Source organism: Streptomyces rubellus (assembly GCF_036323805.1).
In the GTDB taxonomy this organism is placed as follows: Bacteria; Actinomycetota; Actinomycetes; order Streptomycetales; family Streptomycetaceae; genus Streptomyces.
On sequence record NZ_JAZDCX010000015.1, the window covers coordinates 80,014 to 99,382 of the forward strand.

The following is a 19,369-nucleotide window of genomic DNA, read 5'->3' on the forward strand; positions in this document are numbered from 1 at the left end:
CGCCGTTCATGTGTGCCTGCGACCGACGCGCTCGGCCTGCGAACAACCTCACACGCCCTCTGAGAGGCGCAACCGGCGCCGACGGTTCCCGGGCTCTTTTCACTCCGAGGCGTGAAGAACGGACCTGATTGCCCGGATCCCCTTCCTTGATCCTTTACGCGACATTACGATTCGTTTACCGAAACTTTTAGTAGCTACGCCCATACGGACCGCGACGAGACTCCGGACGGAGACGGTAATGTCCGCCTGCGCCCCTACTCACTCCTCCGACGCCGACCCGCCCGGCCGGACCACCCGGTCCGGCCCGCCGGCCTCCTCGACAAGTCCCCCGCCCCAGCCGGGCCCTCCCGCCCCTTCCTCCGGCACCTCTTCCAGTACCTCCGCCGGCGCCTCCCCCCGCACTGCCCGGCCGTACCGGCTGCGGGGCCTGCTGCCCCGCCCCCGGCGCGGGGGCGCACCGGGCGGCGCGCTGGCCGCCGACCTCTCGGCCTCCGTGTCCGTCTTCCTCATCGCCCTGCCGCTCTCCCTGGGCATCGCCCTGGCCACCGGGGCGCCCCTGCAGTCCGGCCTGGTCGCCGCGGCCGTCGGGGGCATCGTCGCCGGGCGGTTCGGCGGCTCCCCCCTCCAGGTCAGCGGACCGGCCGCGGGGCTGACGGTGGTCGTCGCCGAGCTGATCCAGCTCTACGGCTGGCGCACCACGTGCGCCGTCACGGTGCTCGCCGGGCTCGCCCAGCTCGGTCTGTCGGCGCTGCGCACCGCCCGCTCGGCACTGCTGATCAGCCCGGCGGTGGTGCACGGCATGATCGCGGGCATCGGGGTGACGATCGCCCTCGCCCAGCTGCACATCGTGCTCGGCGGGAGCCCGGAGAGCTCCGCCGTCGCCAACGCGCTGGCCCTGCCCGGCGGGCTGGCCGACGTGCGTCCCGCCGCGCTGTCGGTCGGCGCCGTCACGGTGGCCGTCCTCCTGCTGTGGCCCCGACTGCCCGGCCGGCCGGGTGAACTGACGCGCCGGATGCTTCCCGCCGCGCTGGCCGCGGTGGTGCTGGCGACGGCGGTGACGGTGCTCGGCGGTCTGCGGCTGCCGAGCGTGGACCTGCCCTCCTGGCGCAGCCACGCCCTCCCGGGACTTCCCGAGGGACCGGTGCTCGGACTGCTCGCCGCCGTGCTCACCGTCACCCTGGTCGCCTCCGTGGAGTCGCTGCTGACCGCGCTGGCCGCCGACAAGCTGGCCGCCGCCCGCACCCTCCCGGCGCACCTGTCGGCGGTCCGGATCCCGCGCGCCGACCTGGACCGGGAGCTGCGCGGCCAGGGGCTGGCCAACACGGTCTCCGGCGCCCTGGGCGGGCTTCCGGTCACCGGGGTGGCGGTACGCACCTCGGCGAACGTGCAGGCCGGCGCGGTCAGCCGCAACTCCGCCGTCCTGCACGGGGTGTGGGTGCTGCTCGCCGCCGGGCTGCTGGCCGGCCTGCTGGAGCTGATCCCGCTGGCCGCGCTCGCCGCACTGGTGATGGTGGTCGGGGTGCAGATGGTCAAGATCGTCCACATCCGCAGCGTCACCCGGCACCGCGAGGTGCCGGTGTACGTCGCGACGACGGCGGGTGTGGTGCTGTTCGGCGTGCTCCACGGGGTGGGGATCGGGGTCGCCGCCGCCCTCGCCGTCGCCCTGCACCGGCTGGCCCGCACCCGGATCGGCTGCGAGCGCGACCGGGACGGCGGGACCTACCGGGTACGGGTGCGCGGGCAGCTGACGTTCCTCGCGGTGCCGCGGCTGAGCCGGGTCCTGAGCGGCCTTCCCGAGGGCAGCCGGGTGGTGGTGGAGCTGGGCGGCTCCTTCATGGACCACGCGGCCTACGAGACCCTGCGGGACTGGGAGATCTCCCACACCGCGCACGGCGGCCGGGTGGAGGTCACCGGCCGCTCCGCGCCCTGCGTGCGGGAGCCGTCCGGCGCGCACGGCTGCACCCCCTGGACGCCCTGGCGCAACCACCAGTGCACCTGGCCGCGCCCCGGCGGATCGCCGCACGGGGACTCCGCCGACGCGCCTGCCCGGGAGCCCGTCCGGGACCGGCTCCTGGGCGGGGTGAGCAACTTCCAGCGCACCACCGCGCCGCTGGTCCGCGAGGAGCTGGCCCGGCTGGCGAGGGAGGGGCAGCGGCCCTCCCAGCTCTTCCTGACCTGTGCCGACTCACGGCTGGTCACCAGCATGATCACCTCCAGCGGCCCGGGGGATCTCTTCACCGTGCGCAATGTCGGCAATCTGGTGCCGCCGCCCGGTGCCGAGGCCGGTGACGACTCGGTGGCGGCGGCGATCGAGTACGCCGTCGAGGTGCTGCGCGTGGAGTCGGTCACCGTCTGCGGGCACTCGGGCTGTGGCGCGATGCAGGCCCTGTACGGCTCCGGCGCGGAGGCACCGGGAGCCGCCTCCGCGCCGGGCCGTTCCCTGGCCCGCTGGCTCGGCCACGGCCGCCCCAGCCTGGAGCGGCTGACGGGACGGGGCGGGCCCGTCCCGCGCATCGTGGCACCGGGCCCGGTGCCACGCGAGTCCGACGAGCTGGAGGCACTGTGCCTGGCCAATGTGGTGCAGCAGCTCGACCACCTGCGGGCCCACCCCTGTGTGGCCCGGCGGCTGGCCGAGGGATCGCTGCGGCTGCACGGGATGTACTTCCACGTCGGCGAGGCGCAGGCGTACGTACTGGACGGGTCACCGGTCCGCTCCCCGGAACGGCCGCTGCTCCGGCCGGGCACCCCGGACGCAACCGACAACCCGGACATTCCGGACGGAGGAGAGGCGCCGGTCTTCACCCCCGTACGACCCGATGTACCGGCCGTCTGAAGGGTGGCGGAGGCGACGGACGGCGAGGGCGGCGACGATGGACGAGAGGCCCGGAAACACACCGTTCGACCGTTCACCGACCGCTCGCAGACGACCGCGCACCCCTGGCCGCAAGAGGTCTATACCACTTGGGGTGAAAGTCTTGTCAGGCAGCACACAGGCTGGTGAGCTAGGGCCTGGGACACACCGGACAACCCTGGGAAAGGGAGATGTCGTGAGCAACGAGAGCCTGGCCAACCTGCTCAAGGAGGAACGGAGGTTCGCACCGCCCGCCGAGCTGGCAGCGAACGCCAATGTCACCGCTGAGGCGTACGAACGGGCGAAAGCGGACCGGCTGGGCTTCTGGGCCGAGCAGGCCCGCCGACTGAGCTGGGAGACCGAACCGACCGAGACGCTGGACTGGTCCAACCCGCCGTTCGCCAAGTGGTTCCAGGACGGCCGGCTCAACGTGGCCTACAACTGCGTCGACCGCCATGTGGAGGCCGGCCTCGGCGAGCGGGTCGCCATCCACTTCGAGGGCGAGCCCGGTGACACCCGCGCGATCACCTACGCGGATCTGCAGCGCGACGTCTGCAAGGCCGCCAACGCCCTCACCGAACTGGGTGTGCAGGCCGGCGACCGGGTCGCCATCTACCTGCCGATGATCCCCGAGACCGTCGTGGCGATGCTGGCCTGCGCCCGTATCGGCGCCCCGCACTCCCTGGTCTTCGGCGGCTTCTCCTCCGACGCCCTGGCCACCCGCATCCAGGACGCCGACGCCCGGGTCGTCATCACCGCCGACGGCGGCTACCGCCGCGGCAAGCCCAGCGCCCTCAAGCCCGCGGTGGACGAGGCCCTCAGCCGTCCCGGCACCGAGAACGTGCGCAACGTCGTGGTCGTCCGCCGCACCGGCGAGGAGACCGCCTGGACCGAGGACCGCGACATCTGGTGGCACGACCTGGTGGAGCGCCAGTCCGAGGACCACACCCCGCAGGCGTTCGAGGCCGAGCACCCGCTGTTCATCCTCTACACCTCCGGCACCACCGGCAAGCCCAAGGGCATCCTGCACACCTCCGGCGGCTACCTCACCCAGACGGCCTACACCCACCACGCCGTCTTCGACCTCAAGCCGGAGACGGACGTCTACTGGTGCACGGCCGACGTCGGCTGGGTCACCGGTCACTCGTACATCGTCTACGGACCGCTGGCCAACGGCGCCACCCAGGTGATGTACGAGGGCACCCCCGACACCCCGCACAAGGGCCGCTGGTGGGAGATCGTCCAGAAGTACAAGGTCACGATCCTCTACACCGCCCCGACCGCCATCCGCACCTGCATGAAGTGGGGCGACGACATCCCGGCGAAGTTCGACCTGTCCTCGCTGCGCGTGCTGGGCTCGGTCGGCGAGCCGATCAACCCCGAGGCGTGGATCTGGTACCGCCACAACATCGGCGGTGACCGCACCCCGGTGGTGGACACCTGGTGGCAGACCGAGACCGGCGCCATCATGGTCAGCCCGCTGCCGGGCGTCACCAGCACCAAGCCCGGTTCGGCGCAGGTCCCGCTGCCCGGCATCGCCGCGACCGTGGTGGACGACGAGGCCAACGAGGTCCCCGACGGCTCCGGCGGCTACCTCGTCCTGACCGAGCCGTGGCCGTCCATGCTGCGGACGATCTGGGGCGACGACCAGCGTTACCTGGACACCTACTGGTCGCGCTTCAAGGACCGCTACTTCGCGGGCGACGGCGCCAAGAAGGACGACGACGGCGACATCTGGCTGCTGGGCCGGGTGGACGACGTGATGCTGGTCTCCGGGCACAACATCTCCACCACCGAGGTCGAGTCCGCGCTCGTCTCCCACCCGAAGGTCGCCGAGGCGGCGGTCGTCGGCGCCACCGACCCGCAGACCACCCAGGCGATCTGCGCCTTCGTCATCCTGCGCGGCACCGCCGCGGAGGACGAGGGCCTGGTCGACGAGCTGCGCAACCACGTCGCCAAGCACCTCGGCCCGATCGCCAAGCCCAAGCGCATCCTGCCGGTCGACGAGCTGCCCAAGACCCGCTCCGGCAAGATCATGCGGCGTCTGCTCCGCGACGTCGCCGAGAACCGGACGCTGGGCGACGTCACCACCCTCACCGACTCCACGGTGATGGACCTGATCCAGGCCAAGCTGCCGGGCGCCTCGGCCGGCGAGGACTGACCGCCCGGTCCTGCCGGCAGCACACCGGCAGCACAACGGGCGCCCCTGTCCCGTGCCGACGGGGCCGGCGGCGGAGCACACCGGGCACCGCCCGCGCGTCGCCCGGGCACCACGGGGCGGGGTGAGATACGCCTCGCCCGGAAGCCGACGGCCCGCCGCCGCGACGCCGGGGGCCACGTTCCGGCATGATTGCTGACCCACCGGCAGTGGGCCCGGCGGCCCGCGAGCGGCGGGCCACGAGCAGCTGACGGCACGCGGCGGACGACAAGCAGCGAACGGCAGACAGCGGACGACGAGAGGAAACAACCGATGAGCGCAGCCGACGACGGCCGCAGCGTCGGGCAGCTGGTGGCGGCGGCCACCGCCGAGCTGTCCGCGCTGGTGCACGAGGAGATCGCGCTGGCCAAGGCCGAGCTGCGGCAGGACGTCAAACGGGGTGCGATCGGCAGCGGCGCGGCCGTCGCGGCAGGGGTGCTGCTGCTCTTCTCACTGCCCGTGTTCAGCTTCGCCGCGGTGTACGGCATCCACAACCTGGGGCTCGGGCTCGCCTGGTCCTTCACCGTCGTGGGCGGGGTGTACGTGCTGCTCGCGGCCGTCCTCCTGCTGCTGGCCAAGAGCAAGCTCTCCAAGGTCAAGCCGCCCCAGCGCTCGATCTCCTCGGCCAAGGAGTCGGCGGCCCTGCTGTCGAACGTCAAACCGCACCCCCGGCCCGTACCGAAGGTGAGGGAGGAACCCAGGGCCGTCGAGCACGTGTCACGATCTTCCGCATGACCGACATGACGGGCCCGAGACGCATGGCAGACACTCCGGACACACCCTCCTCCCCCGCATCCCCCGCCTCACCTGCCTCCGTCGCCCGGATGGACGGCCCGTGGACGCACCGGGACGTCGCCGCCAACGGCGCGCGCTTCCACATCGCCGAGCTGGGCGAGGGCCCGCTGGTGCTGCTGCTGCACGGCTTCCCCCAGTTCTGGTGGACCTGGCGGCACCAGCTGCCCGCCCTCGCCGAGGCGGGGTACCGCGCGGTCGCGATGGACCTGCGCGGCGTGGGCGGCAGCGACCGTACGCCCCGGGGCTACGACCCGGCGAACCTCGCACTCGACGTCACCGGTGTGATCCGCTCCCTGGGCGAGCCCGACGCGACCCTGGTCGGCCATGATCTGGGGGGCTATCTCGCGTGGACGGCGGCGGTGATGCGGCCGAAGCTGGTCCGGCGCCTGGCCGTGGCCTCGATGCCGCATCCGCGCCGCTGGCGCGCGGCGATGCTGGGTGATCCGCGGCAGACGGCGGCCGGCTCGTACATCTGGGGCTTCCAGAGCCCCCTGCTCCCCGAGCGGCGGCTGACGGCGGACGGCGGCGCACTGGTCGGCCGGCTGCTGCGGGAGTGGTCCGGGCCGCAGGCCCCGGAGGAGGACGTGGTGGAGGTCTACCGGCGGGCGATGTGCATCCCCTCCACCGCGCACTGCTCGGTCGAGCCGTACCGCTGGCTGATCCGGTCGCTGGCACGGCTGGACGGCTTCCAGTTCAACCGCCGCATGAAGCGCCCGGTCCGGGTGCCGACCCTCCATCTGCACGGCTCCCTGGACCCGGTGCTGCGCGCCCGCAGCGCGGCGGGCTCGGGCGAGTACGTCGTGGAGGCCCCCTACCGCTGGCGGCTGTTCGACGGTCTCGGCCACTTCCCCCACGAGGAGGACCCGAAGGGGTTCACCGGCGAGCTGCTCGACTGGCTCAGGGACCCCGGGCCGGACCGCTAGGGCCGGCGGCGAGCCGCCCCGCCCGGGCCGGGATCCGCCGGACCGGGCCGGCGGCGTGGGCACGTGACGCGCGCATACGCCGATTGACGGACCATTGGGCGATTACCGACCTTGGGGCAGGGGCAGAGTCCGGGGTATGGGTTGGACGCACGACTACCGTGACGTGTCACGCGACATCCGGGAACAGAACAGCGCGCGGGGGTTCTCCCCGCGTCCTCCGCGGGAGCATCGCGAACTCCGCGATCCCCGTGATCCCCAGCTCGGCATCCCGCACATCCTGCGCCGTCGCGCCCGCTGGGTCGGTGCGCGACTGCGGCACACCCGCGGCTGACAGCACCGCCGGGCCGGCGGGACCGGCACACAGCCGGCCGGACCGGCAGGACCAGCGGGAACGACGGCCCCGGCGCGGCCTTCGGCACACCCCGGTGCGGTGCCGGCGGTCCGGCCGGATCCCCGGCACCGCACCGGCACCGCGCCTCCGTCACATCGCGCAGCCCTGGCTGTCCACCGGTCCCCGGGCGGCGAGCCCCTGTTCGATGTCCGGCCGCACCTCGTCGTAGGTGAGCGCGTAGCCGGTGCTGTCGTCCTCCAGGGACTTGGCGAAGATGACGCCGTACACCCTGCCGTCGGGGGAGAGCAGCGGGCCCCCGGAGTTGCCCTGCCGCACCAGCGCGTGCAGGGAGTAGACGTCGCGGTTCACCGTGCCGCGGTGGTAGATGTCCGGTCCGGTGGCCTGGATGCGTCCGCGCACCCGGGCGGAGCGCACGTCGAAGCCGCCGTTCTCGGGGAAGCCCGCGACGATCGCGTCGTCACCGGTCTCCGCGCCGTCCGTCACGAACCGCAGGGCGGGCGCGTCCAGTGACGGCACGTCGAGCACGGCTATGTCGCGCTCCCAGTCGTAGAGGACGACCCTGGCGTCGTACAGCCTGCCCTCGCCGCCCACCTGCACGGTCGGCTCGTCGACCCCGCCGACCACGTGCGCGTTGGTCATCACCCGCCCGTCGGCGAAGACGAAGCCCGTGCCCTCCAGCACCTTGCCGCAGCTCGGGGCCGTGCCCACCACCTTGACGACGGACCGCTTGGCGCGGGCGACGGCCGGACTGTTCACCAGCGCCGGGTCCGGGGGCTCCACGGAGGTGATCGGCTCGTTGGCGAACGGCGAGAAGACCTGCGGGAAGCCGTTCTGCGCCAGCACCGAGGTGAAGTCCGCGAACCAGGTGTTCGCCCCCTCCGGCAGCGTCTTCGAGACGCCCTGCAGCACCGCCGAGCCGCGGACCTCGCGGGCGAGGGTGGGCAGGGTGGTGCTCGCCAGGGCCGAGCCGATCATCCAGGCGACCAGCAGCATGGCCACGACGTTCACCAGCGCGCCGCCGGTCGCGTCCAGGGCCCGCGCCGGCGACCAGGTGATGTACTGCCGGAGCCGGTTGCCCAGATGGGTGGTGAGCGCCTGGCCGACCGAGGCGCACACGATCACCACGACCACCGCGCCGACCACGCCCGCCGTCCCGGGCGACGCCCCGTCGGTGATCTCGCTCCAGATCACCGGCAGCAGATAGACCGCGACGAGCCCGCCGCCGAGGAAGCCGATCACCGACAGCACGCCCACCACGAAACCCTGGCGGTAACCGACGATCGCGAACCACACGGCGGCGAGCAGCAGCAGTACGTCCAGCACGTTCACGTCGCCCACCGTCTCATGCGCGCCAGTCGAGGGGGACACACCGGTCGGTGTCCCACGGCCGTTCCCAGCCGGCGAAGTGCAGGACCCGGTCGATGATCCCGGCCGTGAAGCCCCAGACCAGCGCGCCGCCGACGAGGAAGCACGGGCCGCGGAAACCGCTGGGGTGCACCGCGGTGGCCCGGTTGGCCGGGTCCACCAGGTCGGCCACGGGCACGGTGAACACCCGGGCCGTCTCGGCCGGGTCCACCGGCGCCACCGGACTCGGCTCCCTCCACCACCCCAGTACGGGTGTGACGACGAATCCGCTCACGGGGATGTAGACGCGCGGCAGCCGGCCGAAGACCTGCACCCCGGCCGGGTCGAGCCCGGTCTCCTCCTCGGCCTCCCGCAGCGCGGCCCGCAGCGGCCCGTCGCCCTCCGGGTCGCCGTCCTCCGGGTCCAGGGCGCCGCCGGGGAAGGACGGCTGCCCGGCGTGCGAGCGCAGACTGGAGGCCCGCTCGATCAGCAGCAGTTCAGGGGCGCCGCCATCGCCGCTCCCGCCGCTCCCGCCGCTCTCGCCGAAGAGCATCAGGACGGCCGACTGCCGCCCGCGCCCGTCCGGCGGCGGCAGGAAGCGGCTCAGCTGTCCGGGCCGTACGGTCGCCGCCGTCTCGGCCACCGGGCGCAGCCAGTGCGGCAGTCCCCGGTCGGTCACGGGAACGGGCCTGGGCCCGTTCCCGGGCCCGGAAACAGCGGCGGAGCAGTGGCGCGCCCCCCGGGTGTCCCTCATGCCCGCCTCACTCCGCGCCGAGCGGCGGCGCGGGCCGCCCGGGGTAGTCCGCCGGTGGCTTCAGCCGCTGGCCGGGCATGCCGCCCATCTCGTACTTCAGCAGCTTCCGCGCCTTCTCCGGGTCCGTCTCGCCCTCCCCGTAGGAGGGACACAGCGCGGCGATCGGACAGGCACCGCAGGCGGGCCTGCGGGAGTGGCAGATCCGGCGGCCGTGGAAGATCACCCGGTGCGAGAACATCGTCCACTCCTTCTTGGGGATGATCTCGCCGATCTCGGCCTCGACCTTGTCGGGATCGGTCTGCTCGGTCAGCCGCCAGCGGCGCACCAGCCGCCCGAAGTGGGTGTCCACGGTGATGCCGGGCCTGCCGAACGCGTTGCCCAGCACCACATGGGCCGTCTTGCGGCCGACGCCGGGCAGGGAGACCAGGTCCTCCAGCCTGCCCGGCACCTCACCGCCGAAGCGGTCGCGCAGCGCCGCCGAGAGCCCGAGCAGCGACCTGGCCTTGTTGCGGAAGAAGCCGGTGGGCCGGATCAGCTGCTCCAGCCGCTCCGGGTCGGCCGCGGCCATCTCCTCCGGGGTGGGGTAGGCGGCGAAGAGGGCGGGGGTGGTCTGGTTCACCCGCAGATCGGTGGTCTGGGCGGACAGGACGGTGGCGACCAGCAGCTGGAAGGGGTTCTCGAAGTCCAGTTCGGGGTGGGCGTAGTAGTACACCTCGGCGAGCTCGCGGTTGATGCGCCGGGCCCGGCGGACCATGGCGAGCCTCGACTCCGGCCTGCTGCCGCCGCCCGCCGCCTTCGGCGCCGTCCCCCGTCCGGCCGACGCCTGTTCGCCCTCGGCGGAATCGTGGGATGAGCCACGGGACACCGTCACCCGCACGCCCCTTTCCTTCCGTCGTCCTGCCGTCTTCCAGCAGCCGTCCTGCCGTGTCCCGCCCCGGCACAGCGGGGCGTCGACCACCCGGCCAGCGTACGGGGGAGCACCGGCCTCCGCCCCGCCCTCCACCGATTCGGAGGCCAAACGGCCCCCTGAGGCACGTGCTCGGGCACCGGTGCGTCAAACTTGTGACTGATCGCACTGTTCTACCGTCCGGCATCATGGGGGCGACAGTCCCCAGGGCAGGTCGACAAGGAGAGAACTCGTGGACGACGTTCTGCGGCGCGCCCCGCTCTTCGCGGCGCTCGACGACGAGCAGGCAGCCGAGCTGCGTGCCTCCATGGCGGAGACGACGCTGGCACGCGGTGAGGCCCTGTTCCACGAGGGCGAGCCCGGCGACCGGCTGTACGTGGTGATCGACGGCAAGGTCAAGCTGCACCGCACCTCCCCCGACGGCCGCGAGAACATGCTGGCCGTCCTCGGCCCCGGCGAGCTGATCGGCGAGCTGTCCCTGTTCGACCCGGGCCCGCGTACGGCCACGGCCACCGCGCTGACCGAGGTCAAGCTGCTCGGCCTGGGCCACGGCGACCTCCAGCCCTGGCTGAACGCCCGCCCCGAGGTCGCCTCCGCGCTGCTGCGTGCCGTCGCCCGGCGGCTGCGCCGCACCAACGACTCGATGTCCGACCTGGTCTTCTCCGACGTCCCCGGCCGGGTCGCCAAGGCCCTGCTGGACCTCTCCCGCCGCTTCGGCGTGCAGTCGGAGGAGGGCATCCACGTGGTGCACGACCTCACCCAGGAGGAGCTGGCCCAGCTCGTCGGCGCCTCCCGCGAGACGGTCAACAAGGCCCTGGCCGACTTCGCCAGCCGCGGCTGGCTGCGGCTGGAGGCGCGCGCGGTCATCCTGCTGGACGTGGAGCGGCTGGCGAAGCGCTCCCGCTGACCCCGGTACCGGGCGCCCGGTACCGGGCCCGGCGCCGTCCGTCCGGCCCGCCGGGTCCGCCGCCGTCACACCAGGCCGTGCTCCTCCAGATACTCCAGCTGTGCCCGTACCGACAGCTCGGCGGCGGGCCACAGCGCACGGTCCACGTCCGCGTAGACGTGTGCCACGACCTCCTCCGCCGTGCGGTGGCCGTTCTCCACCGCCGTCTCCACCTGCGCGAGCCGGTTCGCCCGGTGGGCCAGGTAGTACTCGACGGCCCCCTGCGCGTCGTCCAGCACCGGTCCGTGCCCCGGCAGGACGGTGCGCACCCTGTCGTCGGTGGCGGCCACGGTCAGTGAGCGCAGCCGCCGCAGCGAGTCCAGGTACTCCCCCAGCCGCCCGTCGGGGTGGGCGACCATCGTCGTGCCCCGGCCCAGGACCGTGTCGCCGGTGAGCACCGCGCCGTCGGCGGGCAGCTGGAAGCTGAGCGAGTCCGCGGTGTGCCCCGGGGTCGGCACCACCCGCAGCTCCAGCCCACCGGTGGTGATCACGTCCCCGGCCCGCAGTCCCTCCTCCCCCAGCCGCAGCGCCGGGTCGAGCGCGCGTACGGCCGAGCCCGTCAGCACCGCGAAACGGGCGGCGCCCCCGGCGTGGTCCGCGTGGCCGTGGGTCAGCAGCGTCAGCCCCACCCGCCGCCCGGACCGCTCGACGGTGTCGGCCACCCGGCGCAGATGGCCCTCGTCCGGCGGGCCGGGGTCGATGACGACCGCCAGTGGCGAGCCGGGCTCGGCGACGATCCAGGTGTTGGTGCCGTCCAGCGTCATCGGCGAGGGGTTGGGCGCGAGCACGCACACCGCGCGGGCGGTGCCCGTGCCGTCGATCGCGCCGCCGCGCGGCCGGCCGGGCGGGGTGGCGGCGTCGGTCATCGTGCCTCTCCCCCGTTCGCTGCCTCGTCCCGGGCTCCGGGCGGCTCCGCCGGCACCGGCACGTGCCGGGTGAACTCCTCGTGCCCCGGCCAGCGCAGCACCACCCGTTCCCCGCCTGCCCCGTCGTCCTCCAGGTACGCCCTGGCCAGCACCGGCGCCAGATCCCGCTCCCGGGCGGCGGCCAGTGCGCCGGCCACCTCGGCGTACGGCAGCAGCTGCCGCAGGGTGGCGATCGTCGGGGGCATCATCAGCAGCTCGCCCCGGTCGTAGCCGGCCGCCGCCTCGGCCGGCCGGAGCCACACCGCGCGGTCGGCCTCGCCGGAGGTGTCGCCGGAGACGTCGCGGGTGCGCTGGCCCGCGGGCAGCGCGGCCACGAAGAACCAGGTGTCGTAGCGGCGCGCCTCGAACTCCGGGGTGATCCAGCGGGCCCAGGCGCCCAGCAGATCGCCGCGCAGCACCAGTCCGCGGCGGACGAGGAAGTCCGCGAAGGACAGCTCGCGGGCGATCAGGGCGACCCGGTCGGCCTCCCAGTCCGCGCCGGTGGTGTCGGCGACGACGGTGTCCGCGTCCGGGCCGGCCAGCAGGACACCGGCCTCCTCGAAGGTCTCACGCACGGCGGCGCACACCACGGCCTGCGCGACCGTCTCGGGCACCCCGAGCCGCCGCGCCCACTCCGCACGCGCCGGACCGGCCCAGGCGACCGCGAGCCGGTCGCTCTCGTCGCGCGGGTCGACCACACCGCCCGGGTAGGCGTACGCGCCCCCGGCGAAGGCCATGGAGGTACGGCGGCGCAGCAGGTGGACGGCCGGACCGCCGGCGGTGTCCCGCAGCAGCAGCACCGTCGCCGCCCGGCGCGGCGGTACGGGGACGATCCGTCCCGCGGCCAGGGCGCGGATGCGTTCGGGCCACTCGGGTGGATACCACTGCCCGCCCGTCCGCGGGGGCGGGGCCGGAGAGGAAGAGGGAGAAGAGGGCGAAGGGGAGGACGGCGTCGACGGCATGGCCGGATCGTAAGGCGACGGGCCGCGGTGTTCGAGCCGGACGCCCGGACACCGCGGCCCGTACCGGGCGCACCGCACCGGTACCGGACCGGCACCGGACCGGCTCAGTCCTCCGACCAGTCCACCAGCTCGACCAGGACCTCCACCTCGACCGGCGCGTCGATCGGCAGCACGGAGACGCCCACCGCGCTGCGCGCGTGCACGCCCCGGTCGCCGAAGACCTCGCCCAGCAGTTCGCTGGCGCCGTTGACCACACCGGGCTGGCCGGTGAAGTCCGGCGCGGAGGCGACGAAGCCCGTGACCTTCACCACACGGGCGACCCGGTCCAGGCTCCCGGCGACCGACCGCACCGCCGCCAGGGCGTTCAGCGCGCAGGTCCGGGCCAGCTCCTTGGCCTCCTCCGGCGACACCTCGGCGCCGACCTTGCCGGTCGCCGGCAGCTCGCCGCCGACCAGCGGCAGCTGCCCGGAGGTCTGGACGTAGGAGCCGGAGCGCACCGCCGGGGCGTACGCGGCCAGCGGGGCCGCCACCTCCGGCAGGGCGATCCCCAGCTCGGCCAGCCTGGCCTCGGCGCCCGCGGGACCCGCCGCGGACCCGGTACCGCCCTTCCTCACTGCTTCTCCCGCTTGAGGTAGGCCACCAGCTGCTCCGGATTCGGGCCGGGCACCACCTGGACCAGCTCCCAGCCGTCCTCGCCCCAGGTGTCCAGGATCTGCTTGGTCGCGTGCACGAGCAGCGGCACGGTCGCGTATTCCCACTTCGTCATGGGCCCGACCTTAGTACCTCCCCGGCCCCGCTCCCCCGCCTCACCACCCGCCCCGTCACCCACCACGGCCCATCCCCACGCGTACTCCGCCGCGGCGGTGGTTAGGCTCGCAAGGGTGAGCAGGCTGCATGTGGTGACCGGCAAGGGCGGGACCGGCAAGACGACGGTCGCCGCCGCACTCGCGCTGGCGCTCGCCGAGGAGGGGCGACGCGTCCTGCTGGTGGAGGTCGAGGGAAGGCAGGGCATCGCCCAGCTCTTCGAGACGGAGGCGCTGCCCTACGAGGAGCGCAGGATCGCCACCGGCCCGGGCGGTGGCGGCGAGCTGCACGCGCTGGCCGTCGACGCCGAGCGGGCGCTGCTGGACTACCTGCAGATGTTCTACAAGCTCGGTGGCGCGGGACGGGCCCTGAAGAAGCTCGGCGCGATCGACTTCGCCACCACCATCGCCCCCGGGGTGCGCGACGTGCTGCTCACCGGCAAGGTCTGCGAGGCGGTGCGCCGCCGCGACCGCCGCGGACGGTTCGTCTACGACGCGGTGGTGCTGGACGCGCCGCCCACCGGCCGGATCACCCGCTTCCTCGCCGTCAACGACGAGGTGGCCGGACTGGCCCGGGTCGGCCCGATCCACAACCAGGCCCAGGCCGTGATGCGGGTCATCAAGTCGGCCGAGACGGCCGTGCACCTGGTGACGCTGCTGGAGGAGATGCCGGTCCAGGAGACCGTGGACGGTGTGGCCGAGCTGCGTGCCGCGGGGCTGCCGGTGGGCCGGGTGTTCGTCAACATGACGCGTCCGGCGGTGCTGGACCGGGCCTCCGTGCAGGCCGCCGGGGAGTCCCGCGCCGAGCTGGCCAGGTCGCTGTCCCGGGCCGGGCTGGGCGGCGCGCGGCGCGGGGGCCGGGCGGAGCAGCTCGTCGAGCCGCTGCTGCGCCAGGCCCACGAGCACGCCGAGCGGGTGGCGCTGGAGGGCGAGCTGCGCGCCGAGATCACGGCGCTGGGACTGCCCGCGTACGAGTTGGAGTTCCTGGCCGAGGGCACCGATCTGCCCGGTGTCTGCCGGCTGGCCGGTGATCTGCGCGAACAGGGGGTGTCGAGGTGACGGCACGGACGGCGGGCGGGGCGGGGACGGCCGGACGTCCGGCGCGCGGCGGGCTTCCGGTGCTGGAGGTCGATCCGCTGATCGACGACCCGGAGACCCGGATCGTGGTCTGCTGCGGCGCCGGCGGCGTCGGCAAGACGACGACGGCCGCGGCCCTGGGCGTACGGGCGGCGGAGCGGGGCCGGAAGGTCGTCGTCCTCACCATCGACCCGGCCCGCCGGCTGGCCCAGTCGATGGGGCTGACCGAGCTGGACAACACCCCGCGCCGGGTGAAGGACGTGGGCGGCCCGGCGGGCGGCGAACTGCACGCGATGATGCTGGACATGAAGCGGACCTTCGACGAGATCGTCGAGTCCCACACCGACCCCGAACGGGCCCGCGCCATCCTGGAGAACCCCTTCTACCAGTCGCTGTCGGCCGGTTTCGCGGGGACGCAGGAGTACATGGCGATGGAGAAGCTCGGCCAGCTCCGCGCCGAGGGCGAGTGGGACCTCATCGTCGTCGACACCCCGCCGAGCCGGTCCGCGCTGGACTTCCTGGACGCGCCCAAGCGGCTGGGGTCGTTCCTGGACGGCCGGTTCATCAGGGTGCTGATGGCCCCGGCGAAGGCGGGCGGCCGGGCCGGGCTGAAGTTCGTGAACCTGGGGATGACCGGGCTGTCGATGTTCACCGGCACCCTCAACAAGCTGCTGGGCTCCGGGCTGCTGCGCGACATGCAGACCTTCGTGGCCGCCATGGACACGATGTTCGGCGGCTTCCGCACCCGGGCCGACGCGACCTACCGGCTGCTCCAGGCCCCGGGCACGGCGTTCCTGGTGGTGGCGGCGCCGGAGCGGGACGCGCTGCGGGAGGCGGCGTACTTCGTCGAGCGGCTGGCCGCGGACCGGATGCCGCTGGCCGGGCTGGTGCTGAACCGGATGCACGGCAGCGAGGCCGTCCGCCTCAGCGCGGAGCGGGCGCTGGCCGCCGCGGAGATCCTCGAGGACGACGGCATTGTGGATCACCCGGGCGGGAAGGGTGGTGGAGAACGGCCCGCCTCCGACACCGCTGCCCCCGACTCCTCCGCGTCCTCCGAGCCCGGCGGCTCCTCCGCTCCCCCCGCGGCAGGCTCCCCGGCCGAGGGCTCTCCCGCCGACGGCTCCCCCGCCACGGCCGAACGGCTGGCCGCGGGCATGCTGAGGCTGCATGCCGAGCGGATGCACGTCCTGGCGCGCGAGCGCCGCATGCGGGACCGTTTCGCCGCACTGCACCCCGAGGTGCCGGTGGTGGAGGTGGCGGCCCTGCCCGGTGACGTCCACGACCTGGACGGGCTGCGGGCGATCGGTGAGCGGCTCGCGGCGCGGCACGACGCGTCCGCCTGACCGCCCACGCCCGGCGGTCGTCCGCTTCCGCGCCGGCTCCGGCCGGGGGCGGGTCAGCCCGCCGCGGCGTAGTCGCCGTCGTACTGGTGCGCCCGGTACTCCCGGGAGTCGACCTCCACGGGCAGCAGCCCGGCGCCGCGCTCGTACTCGCTGCGCGCGGTCTCCAGGAGCCGCCGCCAGGAGGTGACCGTCGGGCGGCGGCGCAGCAGCGCTCTCCGTTCCCGCTCGGTCATCCCGCCCCAGACGCCGAACTCCACTCGGTTGTCGAGGGCGTCGGCCAGGCATTCGGTGCGCACCGGACATCCGGTGCAGACCGCCTTGGCGCGGTTCTGGGCCGCCCCCTGTACGAACAGTTCATCCGGATCGGTAGTGCGACAGGCCGCCTGCGCACTCCAGTCGGTTACCCAGCCCATGCCGGCGCCGTCCTCTCCCGAATATCGAGGCTCCCCCACGGCGGCAGACGGCATATTCACCGCTGCCAGTGCAGGACGTTACGGAAGGCGGGCAGGGCGCAACACCCCCGACGGGCCCAATCTTGAATGGCCCGAACGGACTATGGGTACGCGGCAGATCACCCAACGGAGTGAGCGAGGAACGATCGTGACCTTCCCTCCACAAAGGGACATTTCACCAGTATGGCGAGGGAATCTGACCGGAAGTCTGCTGACATAGGATTTCAATCCGGTCACACCTCAACACCCGATGGAGTGAGCTGGGAGTTGACAAGGAACCTGGTGACCGTGTCAGACGTGATACAGCGTAGGCGAACACACGCTCACCTGTCCGGCGATTGAGAACGTAGGCTGCTCCTCATGGCAAACAAGCGCTCGGGTGGCGGACTGACCGGTCCCCAGCAGGCCGCCAAGTTCCTCGGTGTCAGCGTGCTCGCGGGAGCGGTGCTCGCGGGTGTCGCGCTGCCCGTGGCCGGCGGCCTCGGGCTGGCCGCGAAGGGGGCCGTCGAGAACTTCGACGAGATCCCCGTCGACTTCAAGCGGCCCCCGCTGAGCCAGAAGAACCAGATCCTCGACTCCGAGGGCGAACTGATCGCCACCGACTACTACCGCGACCGCACGGTGGTGCCGCTGGAGAAGATCGCCCCGCCCATGCGGAAGGCGATCATCGCCATCGAGGACTCGCGCTTCTACGAGCACGGCGCCGTCGACCTCAAGGGCATCCTGCGCGCCCTCAACAAGAACGCGCAGCAGGGCGAGGTCTCCGAGGGCGGCTCGACCCTCACCCAGCAGTACGTCAAGAACGTCTTCGTCGAACAGGCCGGGGACGACCCGGAGAAGGTCGCCGAGGCGACCCAGCAGACCATCGGGCGCAAGATCCAGGAACTGCAGTTCGCGATCCAGGTGGAGGAGGAGCTCACCAAGGACCAGATCCTGGAGAACTACCTCAACATCACCTTCTTCGGACAGCAGGCGTACGGCATCGAGGCCGCCGCCCGGCGCTACTTCTCCAAGCCCGCCGCCGACCTCGAACTCCACGAGGCCGCGCTGCTGGCCGGACTCGTCCAGTCCCCCAGCCGCTACGACCCCCTCAACAACGAGGAGGACGCCCTCAAGCGGCGCAACGTGGTGCTCGAGCGCATGGCCGAAACGGGCGCCGTCAGCCGCAAGGAGGCCGACGCGGCGAAGCAGCGGGACCTCGGGCTGAAGATCAGCAGGCCCAGGAGCGGCTGCATCACCTCCACCGACAAGGCGGGCTTCTTCTGTGACTACGTCCGCAAGGTCATCCTGACCGACCCGGCCTTCGGCAAGACGGAGAAGGAGCGCCAGGAGCGCTGGAAGCGCGGCGGCCTGACGATCCACACCACGCTCTCGCCCAAGGCGCAGAAGGCCGCGGCCAAGGCCGCCACCAGCAAGGTCTACGAGGACGACCCGGTGGCCGCCTCCGTGGTCCAGGTGGAGCCCGGCACCGGCAAGATCCTCTCGATGGCCCAGAGCCGCCCGTACGGCCTGGACCAGAAGAAGAACCAGACCACGCTCAACCTCGCGGTCAACAACGCCATGGGCGGCAGCACCCACGGCTTCCAGGTCGGCTCGACCTTCAAGCCGATCATCGCCGCCGCCGCCCTGCAGAAGGGCATCAACCCCACCCACACCCACAGCAGCGACTGGAAGGCCACCTTCAAGGAGAGCGACTTCACGGTCTGCGGCAACAAGCCCTACGGCACCAAGGAGTGGAAGGTCCAGAACGAGCTGGAGTCCGAGAAGGGCTCCTGGGACATGACCAGCGCGCTCGGGAAGTCGATCAACACCTACTTCGTCGGCCTGGGGCAGAAGGTCGGTCTGTGCGACGTCGTGAAGATGGCGGGGAAGATGGGCGTCAAGCGCGGCGACGGCAAGCCCGTCGAGCAGAAGCCGTCGATGCTCCTGGGCGGCCAGAACATCAGCCCGCTCGCCATGGCCGCCGCCTACGCCACGTTCGCCAACCGGGGCACCTACTGCTCCCCGGTCGCCATCGAGAAGGTCGTCGACGCCGAGGGCAAGAAGCTGTCGGTGCCCAGGACCGAGTGCGAGCGGGCGATGTCCGAGCACACCGCGGACTCCATCAACAAGATGCTCAAGGGTGTGGTGGAGGACGGCACCGGCACGGCGGCCGGGCTCTCGGACCGCGACAACGCGGGCAAGACCGGTACGACGGACGGCCGCAAGGACGCCTGGTTCGTCGGCTACACGCCGAACCTCTCCACCGCGGTCTGGGTCGGTGACGACGTCGGCGCCCCGCGGGAGATGTTCGACATCACCATCGGCGGCCAGTACTACCCCAAGGTCTGCGGTGGCTGTCTGCCCGGGCCCATCTGGCGGACCGCCATGACCGGCGCCCTGGAGGGCGAGTCGGTGGAGTCCTTCAACGACGTGCACGTGCCGCGCGGCAGCACCAGGGAGGACGAGCCCGGCGACGGTGACGACGGGGACGGCGGACGGAACGACAACCGGCCCGGCGGCGACCGTCCCGGCCGTCCCGACATCCCCGGTCCGGGCTTCACCTTCGGACCCGACCTGACGGCCGGCGGCACCACCGACGGCGGTACCGACACCATGGGCGGGAACACCAACGGCGGCATCACCCCCACCGACGAACCCGGCGGGGGCTTCCCCGGCGGCTTCGGCAACGGTGGCGCCGACAACGGCGGTACCGACAGCGGCGGTTGGCAGGACGGCGGCCAGGACGGCGGCTGGGGTCCCAGGTAGCCGCACACCC

17 protein-coding genes are annotated in these 19,369 nt (G+C 73.0%); 9 read left to right on the plus strand and 8 right to left on the minus strand.

The window, feature by feature from the left end:
• The first annotated feature begins 238 nt into the window (after positions 1–238).
• The 5 genes from V1L54_RS18755 to V1L54_RS18775 all read left to right on the plus strand — a co-directional run bounded on the left by V1L54_RS18755 (position 239) and on the right by V1L54_RS18775 (position 7,097).
• Positions 239–2,833, plus strand: coding sequence for a SulP family inorganic anion transporter (locus tag V1L54_RS18755; protein ID WP_330119199.1), 2,595 nt, complete (start codon positions 239–241; stop codon positions 2,831–2,833).
• A 214-nt stretch (positions 2,834–3,047) separates the two neighbouring features.
• Complete coding sequence (gene acs / locus V1L54_RS18760) at positions 3,048–5,012, plus strand: acetate--CoA ligase (RefSeq protein ID WP_330119200.1); 1,965 nt, start codon at positions 3,048–3,050, stop codon at positions 5,010–5,012.
• Between the two features lie 309 nt (positions 5,013–5,321).
• Positions 5,322–5,783, plus strand: coding sequence for a phage holin family protein (locus V1L54_RS18765; RefSeq protein WP_330119201.1), 462 nt, complete (start codon positions 5,322–5,324; stop codon positions 5,781–5,783).
• Between the two features lie 5 nt (positions 5,784–5,788).
• On the plus strand, positions 5,789–6,766 hold the full coding sequence (locus tag V1L54_RS18770; protein WP_443076701.1) for an alpha/beta fold hydrolase: 978 nt from the start codon (positions 5,789–5,791) through the stop codon (positions 6,764–6,766).
• Positions 6,767–6,902: 136 nt separating this feature from the next.
• The gene (locus tag V1L54_RS18775) at positions 6,903–7,097 is read left to right on the plus strand and encodes a hypothetical protein (protein ID WP_330119202.1); all 195 of its coding nucleotides are present in this window, start codon (positions 6,903–6,905) and stop codon (positions 7,095–7,097) included.
• Between the two features lie 150 nt (positions 7,098–7,247).
• On the opposite strand, the gene V1L54_RS18780 is transcribed toward V1L54_RS18775, so the two are convergent.
• From V1L54_RS18780 to nth, 3 genes are read right to left on the minus strand one after another with little or no spacing between them, the layout of a single operon-like run.
• Positions 7,248–8,447 (minus strand): MarP family serine protease, encoded by a 1,200-nt coding sequence (locus V1L54_RS18780; RefSeq protein ID WP_330119203.1) that lies wholly within the window; start codon positions 8,445–8,447, stop codon positions 7,248–7,250.
• 13 nt (positions 8,448–8,460) lie between these two features.
• A complete protein-coding gene (locus V1L54_RS18785; RefSeq protein ID WP_330119204.1) occupies positions 8,461–9,216 on the minus strand; it encodes an NUDIX hydrolase in 756 nt (251 codons plus the stop codon).
• Between the two features lie 7 nt (positions 9,217–9,223).
• Positions 9,224–9,970: an endonuclease III gene (gene nth, locus V1L54_RS18790; RefSeq protein ID WP_443076702.1), complete on the minus strand. Its 747-nt coding sequence runs from the start codon at positions 9,968–9,970 to the stop codon at positions 9,224–9,226.
• A 385-nt stretch (positions 9,971–10,355) separates the two neighbouring features.
• Between nth and V1L54_RS18795 the strand changes: the two genes are divergently transcribed.
• Positions 10,356–11,030 (plus strand): Crp/Fnr family transcriptional regulator, encoded by a 675-nt coding sequence (locus tag V1L54_RS18795; protein ID WP_100202900.1) that lies wholly within the window; start codon positions 10,356–10,358, stop codon positions 11,028–11,030.
• 65 nt (positions 11,031–11,095) lie between these two features.
• Here V1L54_RS18795 and V1L54_RS18800 read toward each other — a convergent pair whose 3' ends face one another.
• From V1L54_RS18800 to sp36, 4 genes are all read right to left on the minus strand, one after another.
• Positions 11,096–11,935 (minus strand): MBL fold metallo-hydrolase, encoded by an 840-nt coding sequence (locus V1L54_RS18800; protein ID WP_330119206.1) that lies wholly within the window; start codon positions 11,933–11,935, stop codon positions 11,096–11,098.
• Entirely contained in the window at positions 11,932–12,936 is a 1,005-nt protein-coding gene (locus V1L54_RS18805) for an NUDIX hydrolase (protein ID WP_330119207.1), read from the minus strand. Before V1L54_RS18805 ends, V1L54_RS18800 begins: the two co-directional genes overlap by 4 nt.
• 104 nt (positions 12,937–13,040) lie before the next feature.
• Positions 13,041–13,550, minus strand: a complete 510-nt coding sequence (locus V1L54_RS18810) for a RidA family protein (RefSeq protein WP_330119208.1) — start codon at positions 13,548–13,550, stop codon at positions 13,041–13,043.
• Positions 13,547–13,702 carry a Sp36 family protein gene (gene sp36 / locus V1L54_RS18815; RefSeq protein WP_100202903.1) on the minus strand — a complete coding sequence of 52 codons (156 nt, stop codon included), beginning with the start codon at positions 13,700–13,702 and terminating at the stop codon, positions 13,547–13,549. The genes V1L54_RS18810 and sp36 overlap by 4 nt, the downstream gene beginning before the upstream one ends.
• Positions 13,703–13,817: 115 nt before the next feature.
• Between sp36 and bagA the strand changes: the two genes are divergently transcribed.
• Both bagA and bagB read left to right on the plus strand, forming a co-directional pair.
• A complete protein-coding gene (gene bagA / locus V1L54_RS18820) occupies positions 13,818–14,798 on the plus strand; it encodes an ATPase BagA (protein ID WP_330119209.1) in 981 nt (326 codons plus the stop codon).
• Entirely contained in the window at positions 14,795–16,159 is a 1,365-nt protein-coding gene (gene bagB / locus V1L54_RS18825) for an ATPase BagB (protein WP_443076693.1), read from the plus strand. The genes bagA and bagB overlap by 4 nt, the downstream gene beginning before the upstream one ends.
• Before the next feature lie 53 nt (positions 16,160–16,212).
• Here bagB and V1L54_RS18830 read toward each other — a convergent pair whose 3' ends face one another.
• Complete coding sequence (locus V1L54_RS18830; RefSeq protein ID WP_330119210.1) at positions 16,213–16,572, minus strand: WhiB family transcriptional regulator; 360 nt, start codon at positions 16,570–16,572, stop codon at positions 16,213–16,215.
• Between the two features lie 399 nt (positions 16,573–16,971).
• Between V1L54_RS18830 and V1L54_RS18835 the strand changes: the two genes are divergently transcribed.
• Positions 16,972–19,359, plus strand: a complete 2,388-nt coding sequence (locus tag V1L54_RS18835; protein WP_330119211.1) for a transglycosylase domain-containing protein — start codon at positions 16,972–16,974, stop codon at positions 19,357–19,359.
• Positions 19,360–19,369 lie beyond the last annotated feature (10 nt).